This window comes from Cyanobacterium sp. Dongsha4 (genome assembly GCF_036345015.1).
Classification (GTDB): domain Bacteria; phylum Cyanobacteriota; class Cyanobacteriia; order Cyanobacteriales; family Cyanobacteriaceae; genus PCC-10605.
In genome coordinates this window covers 1,851,959-1,873,213 of the sequence record NZ_CP084098.1, presented here as the reverse complement: position 1 = coordinate 1,873,213, position 21,255 = coordinate 1,851,959, and the positions used below count along the sequence as shown (strand labels likewise).

At 36.6% G+C, this 21,255-nt stretch carries 13 protein-coding genes; 7 read left to right on the top strand and 6 right to left on the bottom strand.

Translation table 11 applies throughout. From position 1 onward, the window contains the following. The first annotated feature begins 17 nt into the window (after positions 1-17). Positions 18-1,271: a dihydroorotase gene (locus Dongsha4_RS08060; protein ID WP_330205161.1), complete on the top strand. Its 1,254-nt coding sequence runs from the start codon at positions 18-20 to the stop codon at positions 1,269-1,271. Between the two features lie 123 nt (positions 1,272-1,394). On the opposite strand, the gene Dongsha4_RS08055 is transcribed toward Dongsha4_RS08060, so the two are convergent. Both Dongsha4_RS08055 and ureC read right to left on the bottom strand, forming a co-directional pair. Continuing rightward, on the bottom strand, positions 1,395-2,129 hold the full coding sequence (locus tag Dongsha4_RS08055; RefSeq protein ID WP_330205160.1) for a DevA family ABC transporter ATP-binding protein: 735 nt from the start codon (positions 2,127-2,129) through the stop codon (positions 1,395-1,397). 151 nt (positions 2,130-2,280) lie between these two features. Beyond that, a complete protein-coding gene (gene ureC / locus Dongsha4_RS08050) occupies positions 2,281-3,990 on the bottom strand; it encodes an urease subunit alpha (protein WP_330205159.1) in 1,710 nt (569 codons plus the stop codon). Positions 3,991-4,409: 419 nt separating this feature from the next. Between ureC and guaA the strand changes: the two genes are divergently transcribed. Continuing rightward, positions 4,410-5,957, top strand: coding sequence for a glutamine-hydrolyzing GMP synthase (guaA, locus tag Dongsha4_RS08045; RefSeq protein WP_330205406.1), 1,548 nt, complete (start codon positions 4,410-4,412; stop codon positions 5,955-5,957). Between the two features lie 124 nt (positions 5,958-6,081). Here guaA and Dongsha4_RS08040 read toward each other — a convergent pair whose 3' ends face one another. The 3 genes from Dongsha4_RS08040 to amt form a co-directional block, all read right to left on the bottom strand. Continuing rightward, positions 6,082-6,723, bottom strand: a complete 642-nt coding sequence (locus Dongsha4_RS08040; protein WP_330205158.1) for a precorrin-8X methylmutase — start codon at positions 6,721-6,723, stop codon at positions 6,082-6,084. Between the two features lie 218 nt (positions 6,724-6,941). Continuing rightward, positions 6,942-8,354, bottom strand: coding sequence for a diguanylate cyclase domain-containing protein (locus Dongsha4_RS08035; protein WP_330205157.1), 1,413 nt, complete (start codon positions 8,352-8,354; stop codon positions 6,942-6,944). A gap of 34 nt (positions 8,355-8,388) precedes the next feature. Then, positions 8,389-11,184 carry an ammonium transporter gene (gene amt / locus Dongsha4_RS08030; RefSeq protein WP_330205156.1) on the bottom strand — a complete coding sequence of 932 codons (2,796 nt, stop codon included), beginning with the start codon at positions 11,182-11,184 and terminating at the stop codon, positions 8,389-8,391. A gap of 206 nt (positions 11,185-11,390) precedes the next feature. Between amt and Dongsha4_RS08025 the strand changes: the two genes are divergently transcribed. Next, the gene (locus Dongsha4_RS08025; protein ID WP_330205155.1) at positions 11,391-12,959 is read left to right on the top strand and encodes a B12-binding domain-containing radical SAM protein; all 1,569 of its coding nucleotides are present in this window, start codon (positions 11,391-11,393) and stop codon (positions 12,957-12,959) included. A 382-nt stretch (positions 12,960-13,341) separates the two neighbouring features. Then, positions 13,342-15,273, top strand: a complete 1,932-nt coding sequence (gene mnmG / locus Dongsha4_RS08020) for a tRNA uridine-5-carboxymethylaminomethyl(34) synthesis enzyme MnmG (protein ID WP_330205154.1) — start codon at positions 13,342-13,344, stop codon at positions 15,271-15,273. 137 nt (positions 15,274-15,410) lie between these two features. On the opposite strand, the gene Dongsha4_RS08015 is transcribed toward mnmG, so the two are convergent. Then, positions 15,411-17,567 carry a polyribonucleotide nucleotidyltransferase gene (locus tag Dongsha4_RS08015; protein WP_330205153.1) on the bottom strand — a complete coding sequence of 719 codons (2,157 nt, stop codon included), beginning with the start codon at positions 17,565-17,567 and terminating at the stop codon, positions 15,411-15,413. A gap of 262 nt (positions 17,568-17,829) precedes the next feature. On the opposite strand from Dongsha4_RS08015, the gene Dongsha4_RS08010 reads away from it, so the two are divergent. The 3 genes from Dongsha4_RS08010 to Dongsha4_RS08000 all read left to right on the top strand — a co-directional run bounded on the left by Dongsha4_RS08010 (position 17,830) and on the right by Dongsha4_RS08000 (position 21,176). Then, on the top strand, positions 17,830-18,546 hold the full coding sequence (locus Dongsha4_RS08010; protein WP_330205152.1) for a Crp/Fnr family transcriptional regulator: 717 nt from the start codon (positions 17,830-17,832) through the stop codon (positions 18,544-18,546). 387 nt (positions 18,547-18,933) lie between these two features. After that, complete coding sequence (locus tag Dongsha4_RS08005) at positions 18,934-20,421, top strand: diguanylate cyclase domain-containing protein (RefSeq protein WP_330205151.1); 1,488 nt, start codon at positions 18,934-18,936, stop codon at positions 20,419-20,421. 47 nt (positions 20,422-20,468) lie between these two features. Further along, entirely contained in the window at positions 20,469-21,176 is a 708-nt protein-coding gene (locus Dongsha4_RS08000) for a Crp/Fnr family transcriptional regulator (protein WP_330205150.1), read from the top strand. Positions 21,177-21,255 lie beyond the last annotated feature (79 nt).

Below are 21,255 nucleotides of genomic sequence, written 5' to 3'. Positions count from 1 at the left end.
TGTAAATAGGAACAAAGGTGAATCAAACACTGCTTTTTCAACAAATTAGAATTTTAGATCCTGTATCTGGATTTGACCAAGTAACTGACATCTTAATTGATGATAATAAGATTCAAGAAATCAGCCCAAAGATTGAATTAACAGACGATTCAGCGAAAATAATTGATGGTAATGGCTTAATTTTAGCCCCTGCCCTAGTAGATTTATTTTGTCATAGTGGTGAACCCGGATACGAAGAAAGAGAAACTCTACAAACCCTTAATGCTTCAGCAAAAGCAGGGGGAGTGTCAAGGGTGGCGATTTTACCCAACACCTTGCCAGTCATAGATAATCCCAATACAGTGACATGGATTCAAGATAAAACTAAATCCTTAGAAACAAACTTTGACTGTTGGGGTAGTCTAACCAAAAATTTAGAGGGTAATACCATTGCCGAGTTAGCAGATTTAGCAGAATCAGGGGTAATCGGTTTTACAGATAATCGTCCCCATAGTAATTTACAATTAGTGCGTAAGTTATTAGAATATGCTCAACCTTTTCATTTACCTATTGCCCTTTGTCCTACAAATCTACAACTAAAAGGAAAAGGGGTAGTTAGAGAGTGTCGCACTTCCATTCGTCTTGGTTTAATCGGAAATCCAGAGATAGCGGAAACGGTTGCTATTGCTTCTTTGTTGGAAATAGTGGCATTAACAAAAACCCCCATTCACTTAATGAATATTTCGACAGCTAGGGGCGTGGATTTAATAAAAAGGGCAAAAGAAGAACAATTACCTATTACTGCGAGTGTTAATTGGCATCATCTTATCCTCAACATTGAAACTATTGCCAGTTATAATCCTCATTTACGTTTTGAACCTCCTTTGGGTACTGAAATTGATCGTTTAGGCTTATTAGAAGGGATAAAAACAGGTGCGATCGATGCTATTTCTATTAATCATACACCTTATACTTATGAAGAAAAAACTGTTGCTTTTGCAGATGCTCCATCAGGCTCAATCGGTTTAGAATTAGCACTACCTTTACTATGGCAAAATCTTGTTATTACTTGTGAATTATCTGCTTTACAATTATGGAAAGCCTTAAGTGTTAATGCCTTGAAATGTCTATACCAAGAACCATTAAAAATACAAGTTGGACAAAGGGCAGAGTTTATCATTTTTGCCCCCCAACAGCCATGGCAAATAACTCCGAGTCAACTGAAATCTCTTTCTTATAATACTTACTGGTTGGAAAAGGAAATAAAAGGTAAAATCCTTTGTCATTATTGACATTGACAACGATAGATTTTTGTTTAATAATAATATATATTCCTAATTCCTAATTCCCCCCCCCTCCCGGGGGGGTCCCCTTTTTCAGAAAGTTTTGGTTTTTCAGGAATGTAGTCCAAATCTTTACACTTGGGACTCTGTCAATAGTTTTCCGTCTTCTAATTCAATAATACGATCTGCTACATCCAAAATGCGATCATCATGGCTAACAATGAGAATAGTACAGCCTTGTTGTCTAGCCAATTTTTGCATAATGTCCACCACATCTCGCCCTGATTTACTATCTAAAGCGGCAGTGGGTTCATCTGCTAGTACCATTTTCGGATGAGAAACTAAGGCACGTGCGATCGCAACTCTTTGTTTTTGACCACCAGAAAGATTTTCAGGATAATAGTTAATACGATCTGCTAAACCAACGGCATTCAACATTTCAATAGATTTTTGTTTTACTTGCTCATGGCTAAATTGAGGATGTAATTCTAAAGACATTTGTACATTTTGTCGAGCGGTGAGAGAGTTTAATAAATTATGAGCTTGGAAGATATAACCAATATTTTTTCTAATATTAATGAGTAGTTTTTCAGAGGCATTTATTAGTTCTTGATTAAATACTTTCAAAGAGCCATAATTAGCACTGCGTAAAGCCCCCATCAGAGTTAATAGAGTTGTTTTGCCTGAACCAGAAGGACCTTTTAAGATAACAACTTCTCCTTTTTTTAGAGTTAAATTAATATCAAATAATATTTGCTTTCTTATATTCCCATGACCAAAATAAAAGTCTAAATTTCTAATTTCAACTACTTTATTATTTTCTAAATTTTCGGGGTTGTTATTAGTATTTTCTGTTATGGCAATCATGATTTTAACTAATAAATTCTGTAGGATAAGCAGATAGAGTTCGAAGTTCGAAGTTCGGAGTTGCTAATTGCTAATTTTTAATTCTCATTGCCTATTACCCTTCTCCCCTTAAAAGGGGAGACACAGAGGGGTTTGCCCCTTGCGATTATTGTTAGAACAAAAAATAGCGCTGTGCCATTGGTAAAACTTCTGCTGGTTCGCAAGTTAGTAATTCACCGTCTGCTCTTACTTCATAGGTCTCTGGATTTACTTCCATTTTAGGGGTATGGTCATTAAGTTTGAGATCTTTTTTGGTCAAGTTACGGGTATTTTTGACGGCAATGGTGGGTTTTCTTAGCCCTAGTTTTCCTTTTATGTCTAAGTCTAATGCCGCTTGAGAAATAAAGGTTAAAGAAGTAGATGCGATCGCACCTCCATAACTGGCAAACATGGGTTGAGAATGGACAGGTTGAGGAGTGGGAATACTAGCGTTGCTGTCTCCCATTTGACTATAAGCAATCATACCGCCCTTGAGAACTAATTGGGGTTTGACTCCGAAAAACGCAGGTTTCCATAAAACTAAATCGGCTAACTTACCAACTTCGATCGAACCCACATAATCAGCGATACCATGAGTGAGAGCAGGATTAATAGTGTATTTTGCTACGTAGCGTTTAACACGGAAATTATCAGACAAATTATCGGGAGAAGTTAAAACACCTCTTTGGACTTTCATTTTATGGGCAGTTTGCCATGTACGCATTATAGTTTCTCCTACCCTCCCCATAGCTTGAGAATCAGAAGCAATCATACTAAAAGCACCTAAATCATGCAAAATATCCTCGGCGGCAATGGTTTCTCGGCGGATACGGGATTCAGCAAAAGCCACATCTTCGGGAATTTTTTTATCAAGGTGATGACATACCATTAACATATCTAAATGTTCTTCCATGGTATTGACAGTATAAGGGCGAGTGGGATTAGTAGATGAGGGTAACACATTCATTTCCCCACAGACTTTAATAATATCAGGGGCATGACCTCCTCCTGCTCCTTCGGTATGATAGGTATGAATAACTCTATTTTTAAAGGCGTTAATGGTATCTTCTACAAATCCTGCTTCATTCAAAGTATCGGTATGAATCGCAACCTGAATATCATACTTGTCGGCAACGGTTAAACAGGTATCGATACTCCAAGGAGTTGTACCCCAGTCTTCATGAAGTTTCAAACCCATCGCCCCAGCCTTCACTTGTTCGATTAAACCTTCTGTTTGACTGCTGTTACCTTTACCTAAAAAACCTAAATTCATAGGAAAAGCGTCAGCCGATTCTAACATCCTTGATAAATGCCATTCTCCGGGGGTGCAAGTGGTGGCTTTTGTGCCTGTAGCAGGTCCTGTACCACCGCCAATCATCGTAGTAATACCAGATGCGATCGCAGTTTCGATTTGTTGAGGACAAATAAAATGAATATGAGTATCAATACCCCCTGCGGTGAGAATCATACCTTCTCCTGCAATGACTTCTGTAACAGCCCCAATAATAATATCTACGTTGGGCTGTGTCTCAGGGTTTCCCGCCTTGCCAATTTTTTCTATTTTCCCGTCTTTGAGTGCAACATCAGCTTTCACAATACCCCACCAATCCACAATCAAAGCATTGGTAATCACGGTATCTACCGCACCCTCTGCCCTTGAAATACCTGATTGCCCCATACCATCACGAATTACTTTACCCCCACCAAATTTGACTTCATCCCCATAAGTGGTGTAATCTCTCTCTACCTCAATGATTAATTCTGTATCTGCTAAACGGATGCGATCGCCTTTAGTAATACCATAAGTTTCTGCATACGCCCTACGATCCATAAAATAGCCCATAGCTATCCTTTCTCCTTATTGACTGCCATTTTTTTATCCTATAATAAATTTTCTCTGGTCACACGATTTAATTAGGGGTTAACGAAAAAGTCGTGTCTGGAGAGGTTAAACAACAAAGAATAGGTAAATTAGACTTCTTACAAAATTATGATCAACATAAAAAAGTAATAAGAGCAAAATTTCATTAATTCCTCATTCCTAATTGCATTACCTATTTATGATAAAATAAAGTGATACTTGTAACTAAAAATTAACTATTGTCACCCGCTTTTAAGTCGGTAAATAATCTTTAGTCAGCAAGAAAAGTAAGAAAATCAATACATAAATAGTTAGAGCCAGTGACCATAGCAGACAGTATCACCCCAAAACAAGAAGGTAAATCTCATAATCTTGATTCTACCATCAACCTGAAACGACAAATGATTGTAATACTTGACTTTGGATCGCAATATTCAGAATTAATAGCTCGTCGTATTCGAGAAACAGAGGTTTATTCTGAGGTTATATCTTATCGTACCAGTGCAGAACAATTACGACAAATCAATCCTCACGGTATTATCCTCTCAGGTGGTCCTAATTCCGTTTATGATGAGGGTGCGCCTCTTTGTGACCCTGAAATCTGGAATTTAGGTATTCCCGTTTTAGGGGTTTGTTACGGTATGCAGTTAATGGTTAAGCAGTTAGGGGGTACAGTAGAACGAGCAACTCGTGGAGAATATGGTAAAGCCTCTCTACTTATTGATGATCCCACAGATTTGTTAACTAATGTGGAAGAAGGTTCAACCATGTGGATGAGTCATGGGGATTCCTGTACTCAATTACCCGAAGGTTTCAAAATTCTTGCCCATACAGACAATACTCCCTGTGCTGCGATCGCACAACATAAGCAAAAGTTATTTGGAGTTCAATTTCATCCCGAAGTAATCCATTCTCAATATGGTACGGCATTAATCCGCAATTTTGTTTATCATATCTGTGGTTGTGAACCAACTTGGACAACAGAAGCCTTCGTGGAAGAATCCATCAGAGAAATTCGAGCAAAAGTAGGTGATAAGAGAGTATTATTAGCTTTGTCTGGTGGGGTGGACTCCTCAACCCTCGCTTTTCTACTCCATGAGGCTATAGGTGATCAACTTACTTGTATGTTTATTGACCAAGGCTTCATGCGTAAAGGTGAACCTGAAAGGTTAATGGAGATTTTTGATCAACAATTCCACATCAATGTTGAGTATGTTAACGCACGCGATCGCTTCTTGACAAAACTAGAAGGAATAACCGATCCAGAAGAAAAACGCCGTATTATCGGTCATGAATTTATCCAAGTATTTGAGGAAGAATCTAACCGTTTAGGACCTTTTGACTACTTGGCACAGGGTACACTATACCCTGATGTAATCGAATCTGCGGATACTAATGTTGATCCCAAAACAGGGGAAAGAGTAGCAGTTAAAATTAAGAGTCATCACAACGTGGGAGGATTACCTAAAAATCTACGCTTTAAATTAGTTGAACCCCTGCGCAAACTTTTTAAAGACGAAGTGAGAAAAGTCGGTAGAAGCATCGGCTTACCAGAAGAAATTGTTTCCCGTCATCCTTTCCCCGGCCCCGGTTTAGCTATTCGTATTTTAGGAGAAGTCAGCGCCGAAAAATTAAATATCCTCAGAGACGCTGATTTTATCGTCAGAGACGAGATCAAAAAATGGGATATGTACCATGATTTTTGGCAAGCATTTGCCGTTTTACTACCTGTGCGTAGTGTTGGTGTAATGGGAGATAAAAGAACCTATGCCTTCCCCGTTGTTTTACGTTTAATCACCAGTGAAGACGGTATGACTGCAGATTGGGCAAGACCTCCCTATGACTTATTAGAACAAATGTCCACCCGTATTGTTAATGAGGTGAAAGGGGTTAATAGAGTGGTGTATGATATTACATCTAAGCCCCCCGGAACTATTGAGTGGGAATAGATTTCAAAGGGGCAAGGGGCAATCATTTGAGTTAGGAGTTAGGAGTTAGGAGTTAGGAGTTAAGATAAAAAAGAAATTTCTCCCTAATCCCCCAATACCCTAATACTCTAATACCTTAATCTCCCTAGTTCCCAACTTTTGGATTTTTCATGGGCATAGTGGAATTTTTGGCTAACCACCCTAATTCTATTAGTCCCTGAAAAATTGCGATCGCAACTGTAACTCCTCCTTTACAACTATCGAAACGAATATGAGAAGCGCCCGATTTTTGTAACATTTTATTGATTATTTCTTTACGAGTGAAACCAGAAGGGGTTGCAATAATTAAACTGGGTTTTAGTTGCACTGACTCGACTAAATCTAAAAGGGAAAAGAGGGAAACAGGATTTTCTCCGATTATATAAATAGCAGAAGGGTAATTTTTGCCTAATTTTTGCCATATTTTCGATTTTGTTGCCGTTACAGAAGCGGATAAAGCAAAATCCTCTAAACAATAAACAGGATTCATAAATGTTTGCTGTAAAAACGGAAGAATTCCTGCTTGTATAACTTGAGTATCTACCATAATTGGTACTCTTGCTTCTAAAGCGGCCAATCCATTGGATAAGGGATTATTAGCAAAATTAATAACGGAAGCATATTCTAAATCTCCTGTGCTGAAAACCACTCTTTTGACAATTTCATATTCAGCAGGAGAAAAAACACTTTTATCGATTTCTCTATCAATTATAGAAAAGTTTTGTACTGTTAATAAGTTCCATTCCATTACATTATTGGGAAGTTCAAAATATATATCTTAATTATGAATTGAAAATTAGTCGCTCTTTAATCCTCTAACACTTTATCTGAGTTTGGAGAGTTCGCACCGAAGGCTCTTACACTCCTTTCAGTCGTGAACGGAGTTAAGATAAAAAAGAAATTTCTCTCTAAAACCTGACACCCGACACCTGACACCTACTCTATATTCTTAAACCAAACTGAGGTTTATAATAATAACTCTCCTAATTGAGTTTGATTTTTACCCGATTTTTTCGCAGAATATAAGGCATTATCGGCACTTTTAATTAAAGATTCTAATGAGACATCTTGAGTGGGAATAATAGTTGCGACACCTAAACTTAAAGTAATATATTTACTAATTTGGGATTTTTCATGGGGAAGTTGTAAGGCTTCGATTTCTTGGCGGATATTTTCGGCAACATTAAACGCTCCTTGTTGGGGTGTATTGGGTAAAATAATTGCAAATTCTTCTCCACCATAACGAGCTAAAAAATCGGATGTTCTTCTAACAATATTACTCATAGTTTTTGCTACTTCTATTAAACATTTATCTCCTGCTTGATGTCCGTAAAAATCGTTATAGGGTTTAAAAAAATCTATATCACAAATAATCAAAGATAAGGGTTGTTTTCCTCTACCGCATCTCTGCCATTCTTGTTTTAAGATTTTGTCAAAGGAATGACGATTATAAACACCTGTTAAACTATCTATGGTCGCTAATTTACTTAACTTTAATTCTAGTTTTTTTCTTTCGGTAATATCTCTAACAGTGACGGAAAATCCATCTCCTAATTTGACGGCTATGCAATGAAACCATTTATGTTGTTTTTTATAATTATATTCAACTTCTTTATCTAAAGCTCTTCCTGTTTCTACTACTTTTATAAACTCAACAAATAATTCTGGTTTGATTTGTTTAATAAACTTTTTAAATAGTAATTTTCCTGTTAAATCTTCTGGTTGACGATTAAAAATTTGGGCGGTTATCGGATTAACCACTAAGCAACGAAAGTCTAAAATATTACCTGAAACTGGATCTCTTACGGCTTCTAAAGCTGCGATCGCATCTAAAGAAGAGTTAAGAATACTAGAAATAATAGCACGGGATTGATATAAAATGGCTTCGGCTTCTTTTCTCTGTCTGATTTCTTTTTTTAATTGCTCTTGCTCTTTTTTTAGTTTTTCTTGTTCTTTTTCTAATAACTTTTTTTGCTTTTGAATAGTTAATTGACTGCCTATTCTTGCTAAAACTTCTTCTTCTTGAAATGGTTTAGTTATATAATCAATTCCACCGACTTCAAAGGCTTTAACTTTATCAAAAACATCACTTAAAGCACTAATAAAAATTACGGGAATATCTTTAGTAAGATTATCAGCTTTGAGCTTTTGACAAACTTCATAACCGTTGAGGTCAGGCATTAAAATATCTAATAAAATTAAATCAGGGGGACTAGATTTAGCCGCCAGAATCGCACTTTCTCCATCTGCTGCCTTTTTTACTTTATAGTTTTTTACCTGTAACATTTGCGATAATACCCTTAAATTGGCAGGTTGATCATCAACTATCAAGATACTTTCTGTCAATTTTTCTTCCGAAGATATTTCCACAGCATTCATAAGTGAAACAAGAGGATTCATAATAGGTAGTTTACTATATTTCTTCAATTAATTTTCTAATTTTGGCAAGTTGAAAGTTATCCACAAGATGTTTTAATTTATCAGCAAGGATATTATTTTCGGGGGGTATTTTCTTAATTAATTCCAATATTAAATCATCATCTAATTCCTTAGCCGCTTGATATAATTTGTCGAGCCAGTTAGAAGGCATTATTTGCAAATCCTGTCTTGTCAAAGATTGATGCTTCTGTTCAAAAACATTTGACTCTGGTTCTTCCTCGTAAATATACTCAACACCTAAATGCTTCCCTATAGCATCAAAGATAACGGATTCTCGAAAGGGTTTTCTGATAAAATCGTCACACCCTGCAGATAAAATTACGGCTTTTTCCTCTTCCAAAACACTGGCAGTTAAAGCAATAATAGCTGTGGCATTACCTTTTAATGTTCCTTTAATATATTGGGTTGCCTCATAACCATCCATCACAGGCATTCTCATATCCATCCAAATAAGATGGGGTTTCCATTGTTCCCAAATTGCGATCGCTTCTTGTCCATTACAGGCTTCTTGTAACTCAAATCCGAGGGGCTGTAAGAGCTTAATTAATAGTAAACGATTAATGGGGCGATCGTCCACCACTAAAATACGATAACGAGGTTGCCCCGACTTTAAGGCTATCACTCGTCTTGATTGACGGGGATTATGAGTTTGCACATCTCTTTCTGTGACAAGAGTGACAACTATTTCAAAACTAAAAATACTGCCTTCTCCTAAAGTGCTTTGAATCTCAATCTCTCCTCCCATCAACTGCACAAACCTTCTACTTATGGGTAATCCTAAACCTGTACCCTCTTGAACATTTCTACCTACTTCCGTTTGTGTAAAAGCCTCGAATACCTTTGATAAATCTTCTGGGGCTATTCCTGCTCCGGTATCTTCCACAGAAAATTTAATATACCTTTGATTCTCCATTTCCAGAGTTTGATTAGAAAGAGAAACTAAAATATTAATTCCCCCTTCCTCTGTAAACTTAATGCCATTATTGACCAAATTAATTAGCACCTGCCGTAATTTTGTCTCATCCGTGCAAACAAAGCGAGGGACATAGGCATCAATTTCCAAATTTAACTGTAAACCTTTTTCTTCTGCTTTAAGCTGTAATAAATCCTCAATTTCTTCTAATAAAACATGAAGATCGAAGTTTTTTTCATTCAAAGTCATTTTACCTGCTTCAATCTTTGATAAATCAAGGACATTATTAATTAAATTGAGCAAATAATTACCACTTCTCTGAATAATACTAATATTTTCTAAGTGTTCAGGAGATAAAGTTTGCGATCGCATCATAATTTGAGAAAAGCCCAGAATCGCATTCATGGGGGTGCGTAACTCATGACTCATATTAGCCAAAAAGATACTCTTGGTTTTGTTCGCAATCTCTGCTTTCTGCTTTGCCTCTGCTAATTCCCGATTACCCTCCCGTAACTTTAAGGTAGATTTTTCCAAAGAAGAAATTACTCGATTATAAAGAGTCGCAATGCGCCCCACTTCTGTAAAAGGTTCAACAGGTACTCTTAAACTAAGATCCTGAGTTTGCGCCTGTAGATCCATTATATTTAATAACTCATAAATTTCCGTTTTCGCTCGATGTTCCGAAACATTTAAGCCTAACTCCTCATCCTCCCAAGATACTCGTAAAGGAAAAATACGATTCAAGTTCCATAAAATCAAAAAACTAATACCAAACGCCCACACAAAACAAACTACCGCCCCCAATAACTGCACCCAAAATTGTTGAAAAGGACTTAAACCCGTACCCAATAATTCCGATTGCCCAAAAAAAGCTACAGCTAACACCCCCCAAACACCACTGCCACCATGCACCGCCACCGCATCTACTGCATCATCTATACGATAATGTTCCAACTTCGCCTTAATATTTAACATCAACAAAGATCCGATCGCACCTATAATTACTGCCTCCGCCGTTGATACCGCATGACAAGAAGCCGTAATAGAAACTAAACCTGCCACCGTTCCATTCATCAAAAACTCAACTTCAGGAATTTTATATTTATACCAACCAAAAGCACAACCGCTAATCATTCCCCCTACCCCTGCCATCAAAGTGTTGACCAAAATCCTTGTCACTTGATTGTTAAAAGCAAGAGTACTTCCCCCATTAAAACCAAACCAAGCAATCCACAACAACATCACTCCCAATACCGATAAAGGCAGATTTGACCCATTAATTTTATTAACCTTCCCCCCTAAAAATCGTCCTTGTCTTGAACCGATTACCAACAGTAGAGCAAAAGCAACCCAAGCACCGATACAGTGAACTACAGTGCATCCAGCAAAATCCACAAAACCCATACGCCCTAACCAACCAGTAAAAGCATTGCTATCATAACTCAAGCCATTCCATGCCCAATGCCCAAACACAGGATAAACTAACCCAGATACCAACGCCGCCACCATAATATAAGAATTAAAGCGCAATCTTTCCGCCACAGCCCCTGAAACGATGGTGGTAGCAGTACTGCAAAACATTGCTTGAAAGAGAAAAAAAGCTCCTAATTTAAAATTATCCCCCACATCGAGAAAAAAATCTTGAGTACCAATTAATCCAGCATGACTTAAGCCAAACATTACCCCATAACCAAACATCCAAAACAACATTACGGAGATGCCAAAATCAGCCAAATTTTTGACCGCAACATTAATATTATTTTTGCTTCTAGTTAAACCCGACTCTAAACACATAAACCCGGGTTGCATTAAAAATACTAATCCTGCACAGATTAGCACCCATTGTAAATCATTCATTGATATGACAATAATTTTTTCTCTTTATCAGAGAATATAGCAAACTTGTTCAAAATATATCCAAATTCAAGAGAATTCTATTCTGCATTCTTCCTCTGCCCCTTACCTTTTACACTTTTTATTCATCTAGCTACAAAATCTCAGATGTAAGTTATAACAGAGGGAAAGAGAAATCAAGATAATATAAAAAATTTAAGGAGTAAATTGTGCGCGTTTTATTGGTATATCCCGTTTTTCCACCTACATTTTGGTCTTATGATAAAAGTCTGGAATTAGTCAATCGTAAAGTTTTACTCCCCCCTCTTGGTTTAATCACCGTTGCGGCAATTCTACCTCAAACATGGGAAATGAAATTAGTCGATCGCAATATTCGAGCTGTCACAGAGGAAGAATGGGCATGGGCGGATATAGTTCTTTTTTCAGGGATGATTGTACAAAAGACGGATTTACTATCCCAAATAGCGGAAGCCAAACAAAGAGGGAAATTAGTAGCGGTGGGAGGCCCTTACGCCACATCTGTACCAGAAGAAATAGAAGGTGCAGATTTTCTTGTTTTAGATGAAGGAGAAATTACTCTACCAGAATTTGTTAAAGCCCTAGAAAGGGGAGAAACTCAAGGGATTTTTCGCACCGATGAAAAACCAAGCGTTACCGAAACTCCTATCCCCCGTTATGATTTATTGGAATTAGATGCCTATGATTCCATGTCTGTACAATTTTCTCGTGGTTGTCCTTTTCAATGTGAGTTTTGTGATATTATCGTTCTCTATGGTCGTAAACCTCGCACAAAAACCCCCGAACAACTCCTCAAAGAATTAGATTATCTTTATGAGTTAGGATGGCGCCGAGGTATTTTTATGGTGGATGATAATTTTATTGGTAATAAGCGCAACGTCAAATTATTACTCAAAGAATTAAAAGTATGGCAACAACAACATCAATATCCATTTCGTTTTAACACAGAGGCTTCTGTTGATTTAGCCCAAGATGAGGAGTTAATGGAGTTAATGGTTGACTGTTATTTTGATGCGGTATTCTTAGGGATTGAAACCCCTGATGAAGAAAGTTTAAAATTAACCAAAAAATTCCAAAATACTCGAAATTCCCTTGAAGATACCATTGATACTCTTATTAGAGCAGGAATTAGACCCATGGCAGGTTTTATCATTGGTTTTGATGGTGAAAAACGAGGATCGGGCGATCGCATCATTGAATTTGTAGAAAGAGCGGCTATTCCTACGGCTATGTTTGGGATGTTACAGGCTTTACCCAATACCGCATTATGGACAAGATTAGAAAAAGAAGGCAGACTGCGTCATGACGGCAAACAGGATATTAACCAAAGCACTTTGATGAATTTTGTCCCCACTCGCCCTATAGATGAAATTGCCCAAGAATATATTAAAGCCTTTTGGGAATTATATGATCCCCATACCTTCCTCGATCGCACCTATCGTTGTTTTTTAAAACTGGGTGAGCCGAAAGCTAAACCTCCTTTTAAAATACCCTCATTAATAGACTTAAAAGCCCTTGCCATAGTAATTTGGCGACAAGGAATAAAAAGGGATACTCGCTGGAAATTCTGGCATCATCTCTTTAGTATTATCAAGAATAATCCCCCCGTCTGGGAACATTATCTAACTGTATGCGCCCATAACGAGCATTTTCTCCAATATCGTCAAATTGTACGCATGGAAATAGATGCTCAACTTCAAGAGTTTAAACAACGAGAAGAAAATAAAAAATTAGTCCCCGAAGTAGTGCTCAATTCCTAGATACTTTAACCCCAAATGTCGATAAAGGATTCAGGTTTCAGGTTTCAGGGTGTTGGTAGAAAATAATGAGTAACGAGTAAGGGGCAATGAGTAGAGAGAAACGGTGATGATGTGATGAGGGGAGAGGGAGAAATGATTTAGGAGAGTTCGCTCCGCTCGTACACTCCTTTCAGTCGTGAACGGAGTTTGGGATTTTTAATTCTTACATTATCAACTAACTATTCACTATTCATTAATTGCCATTGCCCTTTTTGCTATTACTCATCGATGAAAATTTATCTCGAACTTAGGTTAATTACCTTTTACCCCAATGAATCGCTATCATAGAAATTTAGATACTTTGTCTGAAATATTGCAGAATTAAAAACATTTCCTAGAAATTATGACCATTAAAACCCCCGTAGAATTTCAAGACGAATTTGACGTAATCGTAATTGGTGGAGGACATTCTGGTTGTGAAGCCGCCTTAGCAAGTGCAAGACTCGGATGTCGCACCATGATGTTAACCCTCAATCTCGATAAAATCGCTTGGCAACCTTGTAATCCTGCGGTGGGTGGTCCTGCAAAATCTCAGTTAACCCATGAAGTGGATGCTTTGGGAGGCGAAATTGGCAAAATGGCCGATCGCACCTATTTACAGAAAAGAGTTTTAAATAATTCCAGAGGTCCTGCGGTATGGGCATTACGGGCGCAAACCGATAAAAGAGAATATGCCGCCGTAATGAAAAATATCGTTGAAAATGAACCAAATTTGTCCTTAAGAGAAGGCATGGTGACAGATTTAGTATTGGGCAAAAATGATGAAGTAATCGGGGTACAAACCTATTTCGGTACTTGCTTTAAAACTAAAGCCGTAGTGCTTACCACAGGCACATTTTTAGGGGGAAAAATCTGGATTGGCGGTAAATCTATGGATGCAGGAAGGGCAGGAGAATTTGCCGCCGTAGGCTTAACAGAAACCCTCAATGATTTAGGTTTTGAAACCGACAGACTAAAAACAGGAACACCTGCAAGGGTTGACAAACGCACCGTTGACTATAGCAAAATGGAAGTACAACCTCCCGATGAAGAAGTACGTTGGTTTAGTTTTGATCCTGAAGTATGGATTAAAAAAGAACAGATGAACTGTTACTTGACCCGTACCACTGCTCAAACTCATCAATTAATCAAAGATAATCTTCATTTATCACCTATTTACGGTGGTTTCATCGATTCTAAAGGACCTAGATATTGCCCTAGTATTGAGGATAAAATTGTCCGTTTTGCTGACAAAGAAAGCCATCAAATCTTTATCGAACCTGAAGGGAGAGACATCCCAGAGCTTTATATTCAAGGGTTTTCCACTGGTTTACCTGAAAACATCCAATTAGCCATGTTACACACCCTTCCGGGGCTTGAAAACTGCGTTATGTTGCGTCCAGCCTATGCGGTGGAATACGATTATTTACCTGCTACTCAATGTTATCCTACCCTGATGACGAAAAAAATTGAGGGGTTATTTTCCGCAGGGCAAATTAATGGTACAACGGGTTATGAAGAAGCAGCAGCTCAAGGCATTGTCGCAGGGATAAACGCCGCTCGATTTGCCCAACATAAGGAAATGATTGTTTTTCCCCGTGAACAAAGTTACTTAGGTACTTTAATTGATGACCTTTGTACTAAAGAATTGCGTGAACCCTATCGAATGTTAACATCTCGTTCTGAATATCGTCTCACATTACGCTCTGATAATGCGGATCAAAGATTGACACCTTTAGGGCGAGAAATAGGTTTAATCTGCGATCGCCGTTGGGAATTATATCAACGTAAACAAGCGAATATCATCGCTGAACAAGAAAGACTCTATGAAACGAGAATCAAAGAGAGAGACGAGGTAGCCATTAAAATAGTAGAGGATACCCAACAGAAGATAAAAGGCTCAATTACCCTAGCAGATTTACTGCGTCGCCCCGGTTTTCACTATGAAGATTTAAGCCGATATAATTTGCATAATGAGGAGTTAAATCAAGCAGAAAAAGAGGGGGCAGAAATTGAAATTAAATACTCAGGATATATAAAAAGACAACAAAATCAGATCGAACAAATTGCCCGTCATAGTAATAAGAAATTAGATGAAAATTTGAACTATATGGCCATAGAAACTTTATCAATGGAAGCAAGGGAAAAACTAACTAAAGTTAAACCTTTAACTGTGGGACAAGCATCTCGTATTGGGGGAGTTAATCCTGCGGATGTCAATGCTTTATTAATTTATTTAGAGTTGCAAAATAATCAAAATCAAAACTTAGTTTCAGTGAACAAAAGAAATACTTGATTTTATAAAGAAAGGGTAAGAGGCAAAAGACAAAAGGGTAACCCCCTTGCCCTCTCGAGGGGGGAGGACAAAAGAGTTTAATTAACTTATCCCCAATATCCCAATACCTTAACCCCTCAACCTCTATCACGAAATATTTAGATTTGGGATTCTTGACGTGCGATCGCAGCTTGTTCAGGATGAATACCTAAACGTGTTAAATTCAAACGCCCTTTATTATCAAAGCCACGAATTTTCACCACTATTTCATCACCGATAGCAACTTCATCTTCCACTTTACCCACACGATGCTCCGCTAATTGAGAAATGTGAATCATGCCCTCTTTACCCGGCAACACTTCCACAAAAGCACCGATGTCAATGATGCGAGTAACACGTCCTAAATAGACATCCCCTTCATTGAGTTTGCGAGTCATGGTTTGAATAATACGTTTCGCCTGTTGTGCCCTTTCTGCTTGGGTTGCACAGATAGTAACAGTACCATCATCGCTAATATCGATTTTAGAACCAGTTTGCTCGGTAATTGCCTTAATGGTTTTACCACCGGGGCCAATCACTAAACCAATCATTTCGGGATCGATTTTCATGGTCATTAAACGAGGTGCATAGGAAGACAATTCCTTGCGAGGTTCGCTAATGGTTTTTAACATTTCTCCGAGGATATGCAAACGGGCATCTTTTGCCTGATTAATGGCTTTGGCAATCACTTCGATACTTAAACCAGTAATTTTCATATCCATTTGCAACGCAGTAATACCATCATCTGTACCTGCTACTTTGAAATCCATATCCCCCAAAAAGTCTTCAATACCTTGAATATCAGTGAGAATACGAATTTCATCTCCTTCTTTAATCAAGCCCATAGCCGCTCCACTTACAGGCTTAGTAATAGGTACACCTGCATCCATTAACGCAAGGGTAGAACCACACACCGAACCCATAGAGGTTGAACCGTTGGAAGACATCACCTCAGATACGACCCGAATCACATAGGGGAATTCTTGTTGAGGAGGTAATACAGGGGTTATTGCTCTTTCTGCTAATGCACCATGACCGATTTCTCGTCTTCCGGGCGATCGCAATGGCTTGGTTTCACCTACAGAATAAGGGGGGAAGTTGTAATGATGTAAATAGCGTTTTTCTAAATCGGGGTGTAAATCGTCCGCTAAATCTTGAGCATCTCCAGAAGTTCCTAAAGTGGCAATGGAAAGCACTTGGGTTAAACCTCTTTGGAATAAAGCACTACCGTGAACTCTGGGAGGTAACAAACGTACACGAGAGGAAATGGGGCGCACTTGATCTAATTTTCGTCCATCAACCCTTACCCCTTCTTCAATAATTTGTTGACGCATTAATTTTTTGGTCAACTTCTTAAAGAGGTTTGGTATTAATTTAGAGTTTTCTGTCACCGCCACTTTAATCCCATTATCATCCTCTAAAGCGTTGATTACTTCATCTACTTTTTCTTGTTGGATTTTATCTAACGCTTCATCTCGCAACTTTTTATCTAAGTCAAATTGAGAGAGAACTTTTTTGATCTCCTCTGCCGCTTGTTGACTAATAAAATTTAATACCTCTTGATTTTCCTCTTCTTTTTCCTCCACAACAATATTGATACCTAATTCTTGAATTAAGTCTTGTTGGGCTTTGATTAACTCTTGGATTGCCTCATAGCCAAATTCGATCGCTTCGATGACATCTTGTTCAGGCAATTGATTCGCACCAGCTTCCACCATCACGACTCCATCAGGTGTACCCGCCACCACTAAATCTAAATCACCTTTTTCGATTTCACGGAAAGTAGGATTAATGATAAATTCATCGTTTAATAAACCCACACGCACCGCCGCCATCGGTCCTGCGAAGGGAATTTGAGCCACTAAAGTCGCCACTGAAGCCCCTGTTACCGCCAATACATCGGGGGGTACTTCCTCATCCATCGATAAAGTAGTCGCCACGATTTGAATGTCATCCCTTAACCAAGAAGGAAATAAAGGACGTAAAGGGCGATCGATTAAACGACCTGTTAAAATAGCTCTTTCAGGGGGTTTGCCCTCTCTGCGTAAAAATCCTCCCGGAATTCTTCCAGCCGCATATAATCTTTCTTCGTAATCCACAGTTAAGGGTAGAAAGTCAATACCTTCTCTTCCTGCACTACGAGTTGCTGTAACGAATACTGCTGTTTCTCCAGCCTGAATTAAAACCGCACCACCAGCTTGAGGAGCTAATAATCCTACCTGTATTTTTATATCTCTTCCTTCAAAAAAAGAAATTGATTTATTATATTCTTCCATTCAAAATTTCCTTATACTTCACTTTTATCTCTATACACTATGTAATCCTAACATTTTGCAGGTCTAACTCACTAGATATTAATTGTTATTTAACTCACTTCTCGCATTAATACACAATAACGAAGTAAAAGGTAGCAGGTGTTAGGTTTGATTTTTGAATATACGCAAAATTCAAATATATTAATGTACGTCATCGTACAGACGAAAAAATGATTTTTGATAGGATTGTAAGAAAAAAAAAAAAACTGTATTACAAAAAGAGATGAATAAACAAAATACTCATTACAAAAATAAATTATTAGATGGCTTACCCTCACATGAATATGAAAAACTTGAGCCTCATTTAGAACAAGTAAAGTTAACATCGGGAGTGATTTTATATAACCCTTATGATGTAATTCACTATGCTTATTTTCCTTTATCAGCAATGATTTCTTTAGTGAAAATTATGGAAGATGGTTCAACCACAGAAATTGGTTTAATTGGAAATGAGGGTATGATTGGTTTGCCCATTATTTTAGGAGGAAATTATACAACTAACAATATAGTCGTTCAAATATCGGGAGAAAGTTTAAAGCTAAGAGCGGACATTCTCAAAATAGAATTTAGTAAAGGACAAACTCTTCAAAAACTTTTACTTCTTTACACTCAAGCAAGACTAGGACAAATTGCTCAAACTGCCGCTTGTAACAGACACCATAAAATAGAAGCAAGATTGGCAAGATGGTTATTATCTGTGTATGATTGTGTACGAAAAGATGAATTTGATTTGACTCAAGAGTTTATTTCTCATATGTTAGGAGTTCGTCGTGCAGGAGTAACTAATGCGGCTCATGGTTTACAAGAAGCGGGTATTATTCGCTATAACCGAGGGAAAATCGTTATTTTAGATCGTCAAAAACTAGAACAATTATCCTGTGAATGTCATCAAGCTATTCAAAATGAGTTTATGAACTTACTTGACTCTACAAAACAGTAATAATAGGTCACAAAAATTAAAATTTAGAAATAATTAAATATTCAGAAAAATAAACAATTACATCTAATTTTATCTAAAAATAATATTTCTTTTAAAACTTAGTAACTTTTGTGAGCATTTCTTCTAATTACTCCTATTTTAATAAGAATTTATCAGGATATTATCAGTATTCATTTGTAAGTAGATTAATTTAATTTTTTAAGTACGATATGGTACGGACACGAAGGAAAGTTTTAGTTAGAATCTACTTGAACAAAAATAAATTTAAAAACTTAAGTAAAATTACTGATACAGGAAAATTGCATACAACTTAAAAGGAATTGATCAAACATAAGCTAATTTAGTCAATTTTGTTTTGTATATATTTGAAAATGGGTTAATGATCTAATGTCATATTATGTCTTTAATTCTACTTTACCAATTGTCAGGACAGAAGTAGATTGTTTTGTGAGAAAGCTACCTTTGAATCATCTTTGTCAAAAGGCTTTATTAACTCCTTATTTTCGTCAAAAACTTATTACAAGAATACTCAATTCTATTCCCAATAATCACATTTTAATTGATCAATGTCATCCATTTATTGACAGTGATTTTTTTTATATTGAGTTAGCTACAGAGAAAAAGTTAATTAATGAAAAAATAAAGCAATATTTTCCAGAAATAATGAAAGAATATCATGAATTTATTAATGATCCTTGTGAGTTTATGGGTGAACAAAAAAAGGATAAAGTAGAAAACTTATCTTGGTGGCTGAGATTTGAAACAACGCACCCTATTTCAACTTATTATTTTGGACCTTTTGAATCTTTTGCTGAGGCGGCGGAAAATTCCCAAGGTTATCTTGAAAATTTAATTAATGAAAATGCCCAAGAAATTGCTTATGACATTGAGTTTACTAACCCTCAAAATTTAACAATGATTAACGATATTGACGATTTACAAAAAGAAAATGAGTTTATGTTTAAAGAATTATGGGAAAAAGAAATAGAAAATAAGTATTATCAAAATTTATTTTTTAACTCTCCTGACATTCGCTTTATCTTAAATGATGATTTTCAAATTCAAGCAGTTAATAATCGAGGTTTAAAAAAGTTTAATATTTCATTAGATAAGTTAGAAAATAGCTATTTTACTTCTTTGATTGTTCCTAATGATGTGGAAAAGTTTTTAACTCTCACTCAAAAATTAAGAGAAGAAAATACAGAGCAAATAGATTCTTTTTTCTCACTTAAATTATCCTCCTCTTTTAATCAATCATCTGTCGATGTCAGTGTAAATATATCTAAGATACTAGATTCTGATAATCATATTGATGGTTGGGATTTGTCTTTTCATGATATAACTGATGTTCAGAAAAATATGGATTATTTGTATTATCAATCTCGTTATGATTGTTTAACAAATTTACCCAATCGTTTATCTTTATTGGAGTTTTTAGAAAATATTTTAAAGGAAGCAGAAAAAAATCATAGTAATAAGTTTGCAGTTTTATATTTAGACATAGATAAATTTAAGTTAATTAATGATACTTTTGGGCATCAAGTGGGAGATGAAGTGTTAGTTTTTTTTGCTAAAAGATTGGTAACTTGTGTCAGAAATTTTGATCATGTAGCCAGACTTAGCGGAGATGAATTCATGATTGTTTTGAGTCATATTCATTCTGTCCAAGAAGCCACCGAATGTGCAAATCGTATTCAACAAGTATTATCGACTTGTTTTAAGATTAATGAGGTAAAAGTTAAGGTTAAGGTTAGTATTGGCATCGTTATCGGAGATATAAAAAGTTCTAAGGTGTCTGATTTATTATCTCGTGCAGATATGGCTATGTATAAGGCAAAATTTAGTGACCAACTTTTTTCTATTTATCACTGTTAAACTTGTAATAACTTGAGTTTGATGTCAAAAATAAACCAACCTAATTTGTGAACAAAAACCCAACTTCTGATAATCAAATATTAGCTTCAATATCTGAAGATGAATATGGCATACTTTTTTCCCACCTTGAAAGTGTTTCCTTAATCTCTGGACAAATAATTTACCGTCATCATGAAGTAATTGAATATGTTTATTTTCCCCTTCATTCACTGATTTCTATGGTTCATACTCTTGCAAATTACAAAACAACAGAGATAGATGTAGTCGGAAATGAGGGAATTGTGGGTTTATCTGTGTTTTTAGGTAATAATATTGCTAGTAATGATGCGATCGTACAAATTCCCGATAGTGCCATGAGACTGGATGCAAATATATTTCAGTCAGAATCTCAGCGTAGTGGTTCATTACAAAAAATATTGTTACTCTATACTCAGGCAAAAATCATTCAAATTTCTCAGAATGTGGTGTGTAAATGTCATCATCATATCGATAATCAATTTGCTTGTTGGTTACTTCATGCTCACGATTGTGTAGGTAACAATGAATTAGCCTTAACGCAACAATTTATTGCACAAATGTTAGGGGTGCGTCGTGCTACAGTTACTCAAGTGGCGCAAAAGTTTCAGGAAAATGGAATTATTCATTACAGTAGAGGGCATATTCGGATTTTGAATCGTCTTTTTTTAGAACTAAGTGCCTGTGAATGTTACAAATTTGTTAAATCAGAATTTAAGCGATTATTAAATTTTTCCTAGCTAATTCATGATCATTCCTACAAATTGAAGGTCAATAGCTTAAGATTAAAATACATAATCCATTTAATTATTAATATTT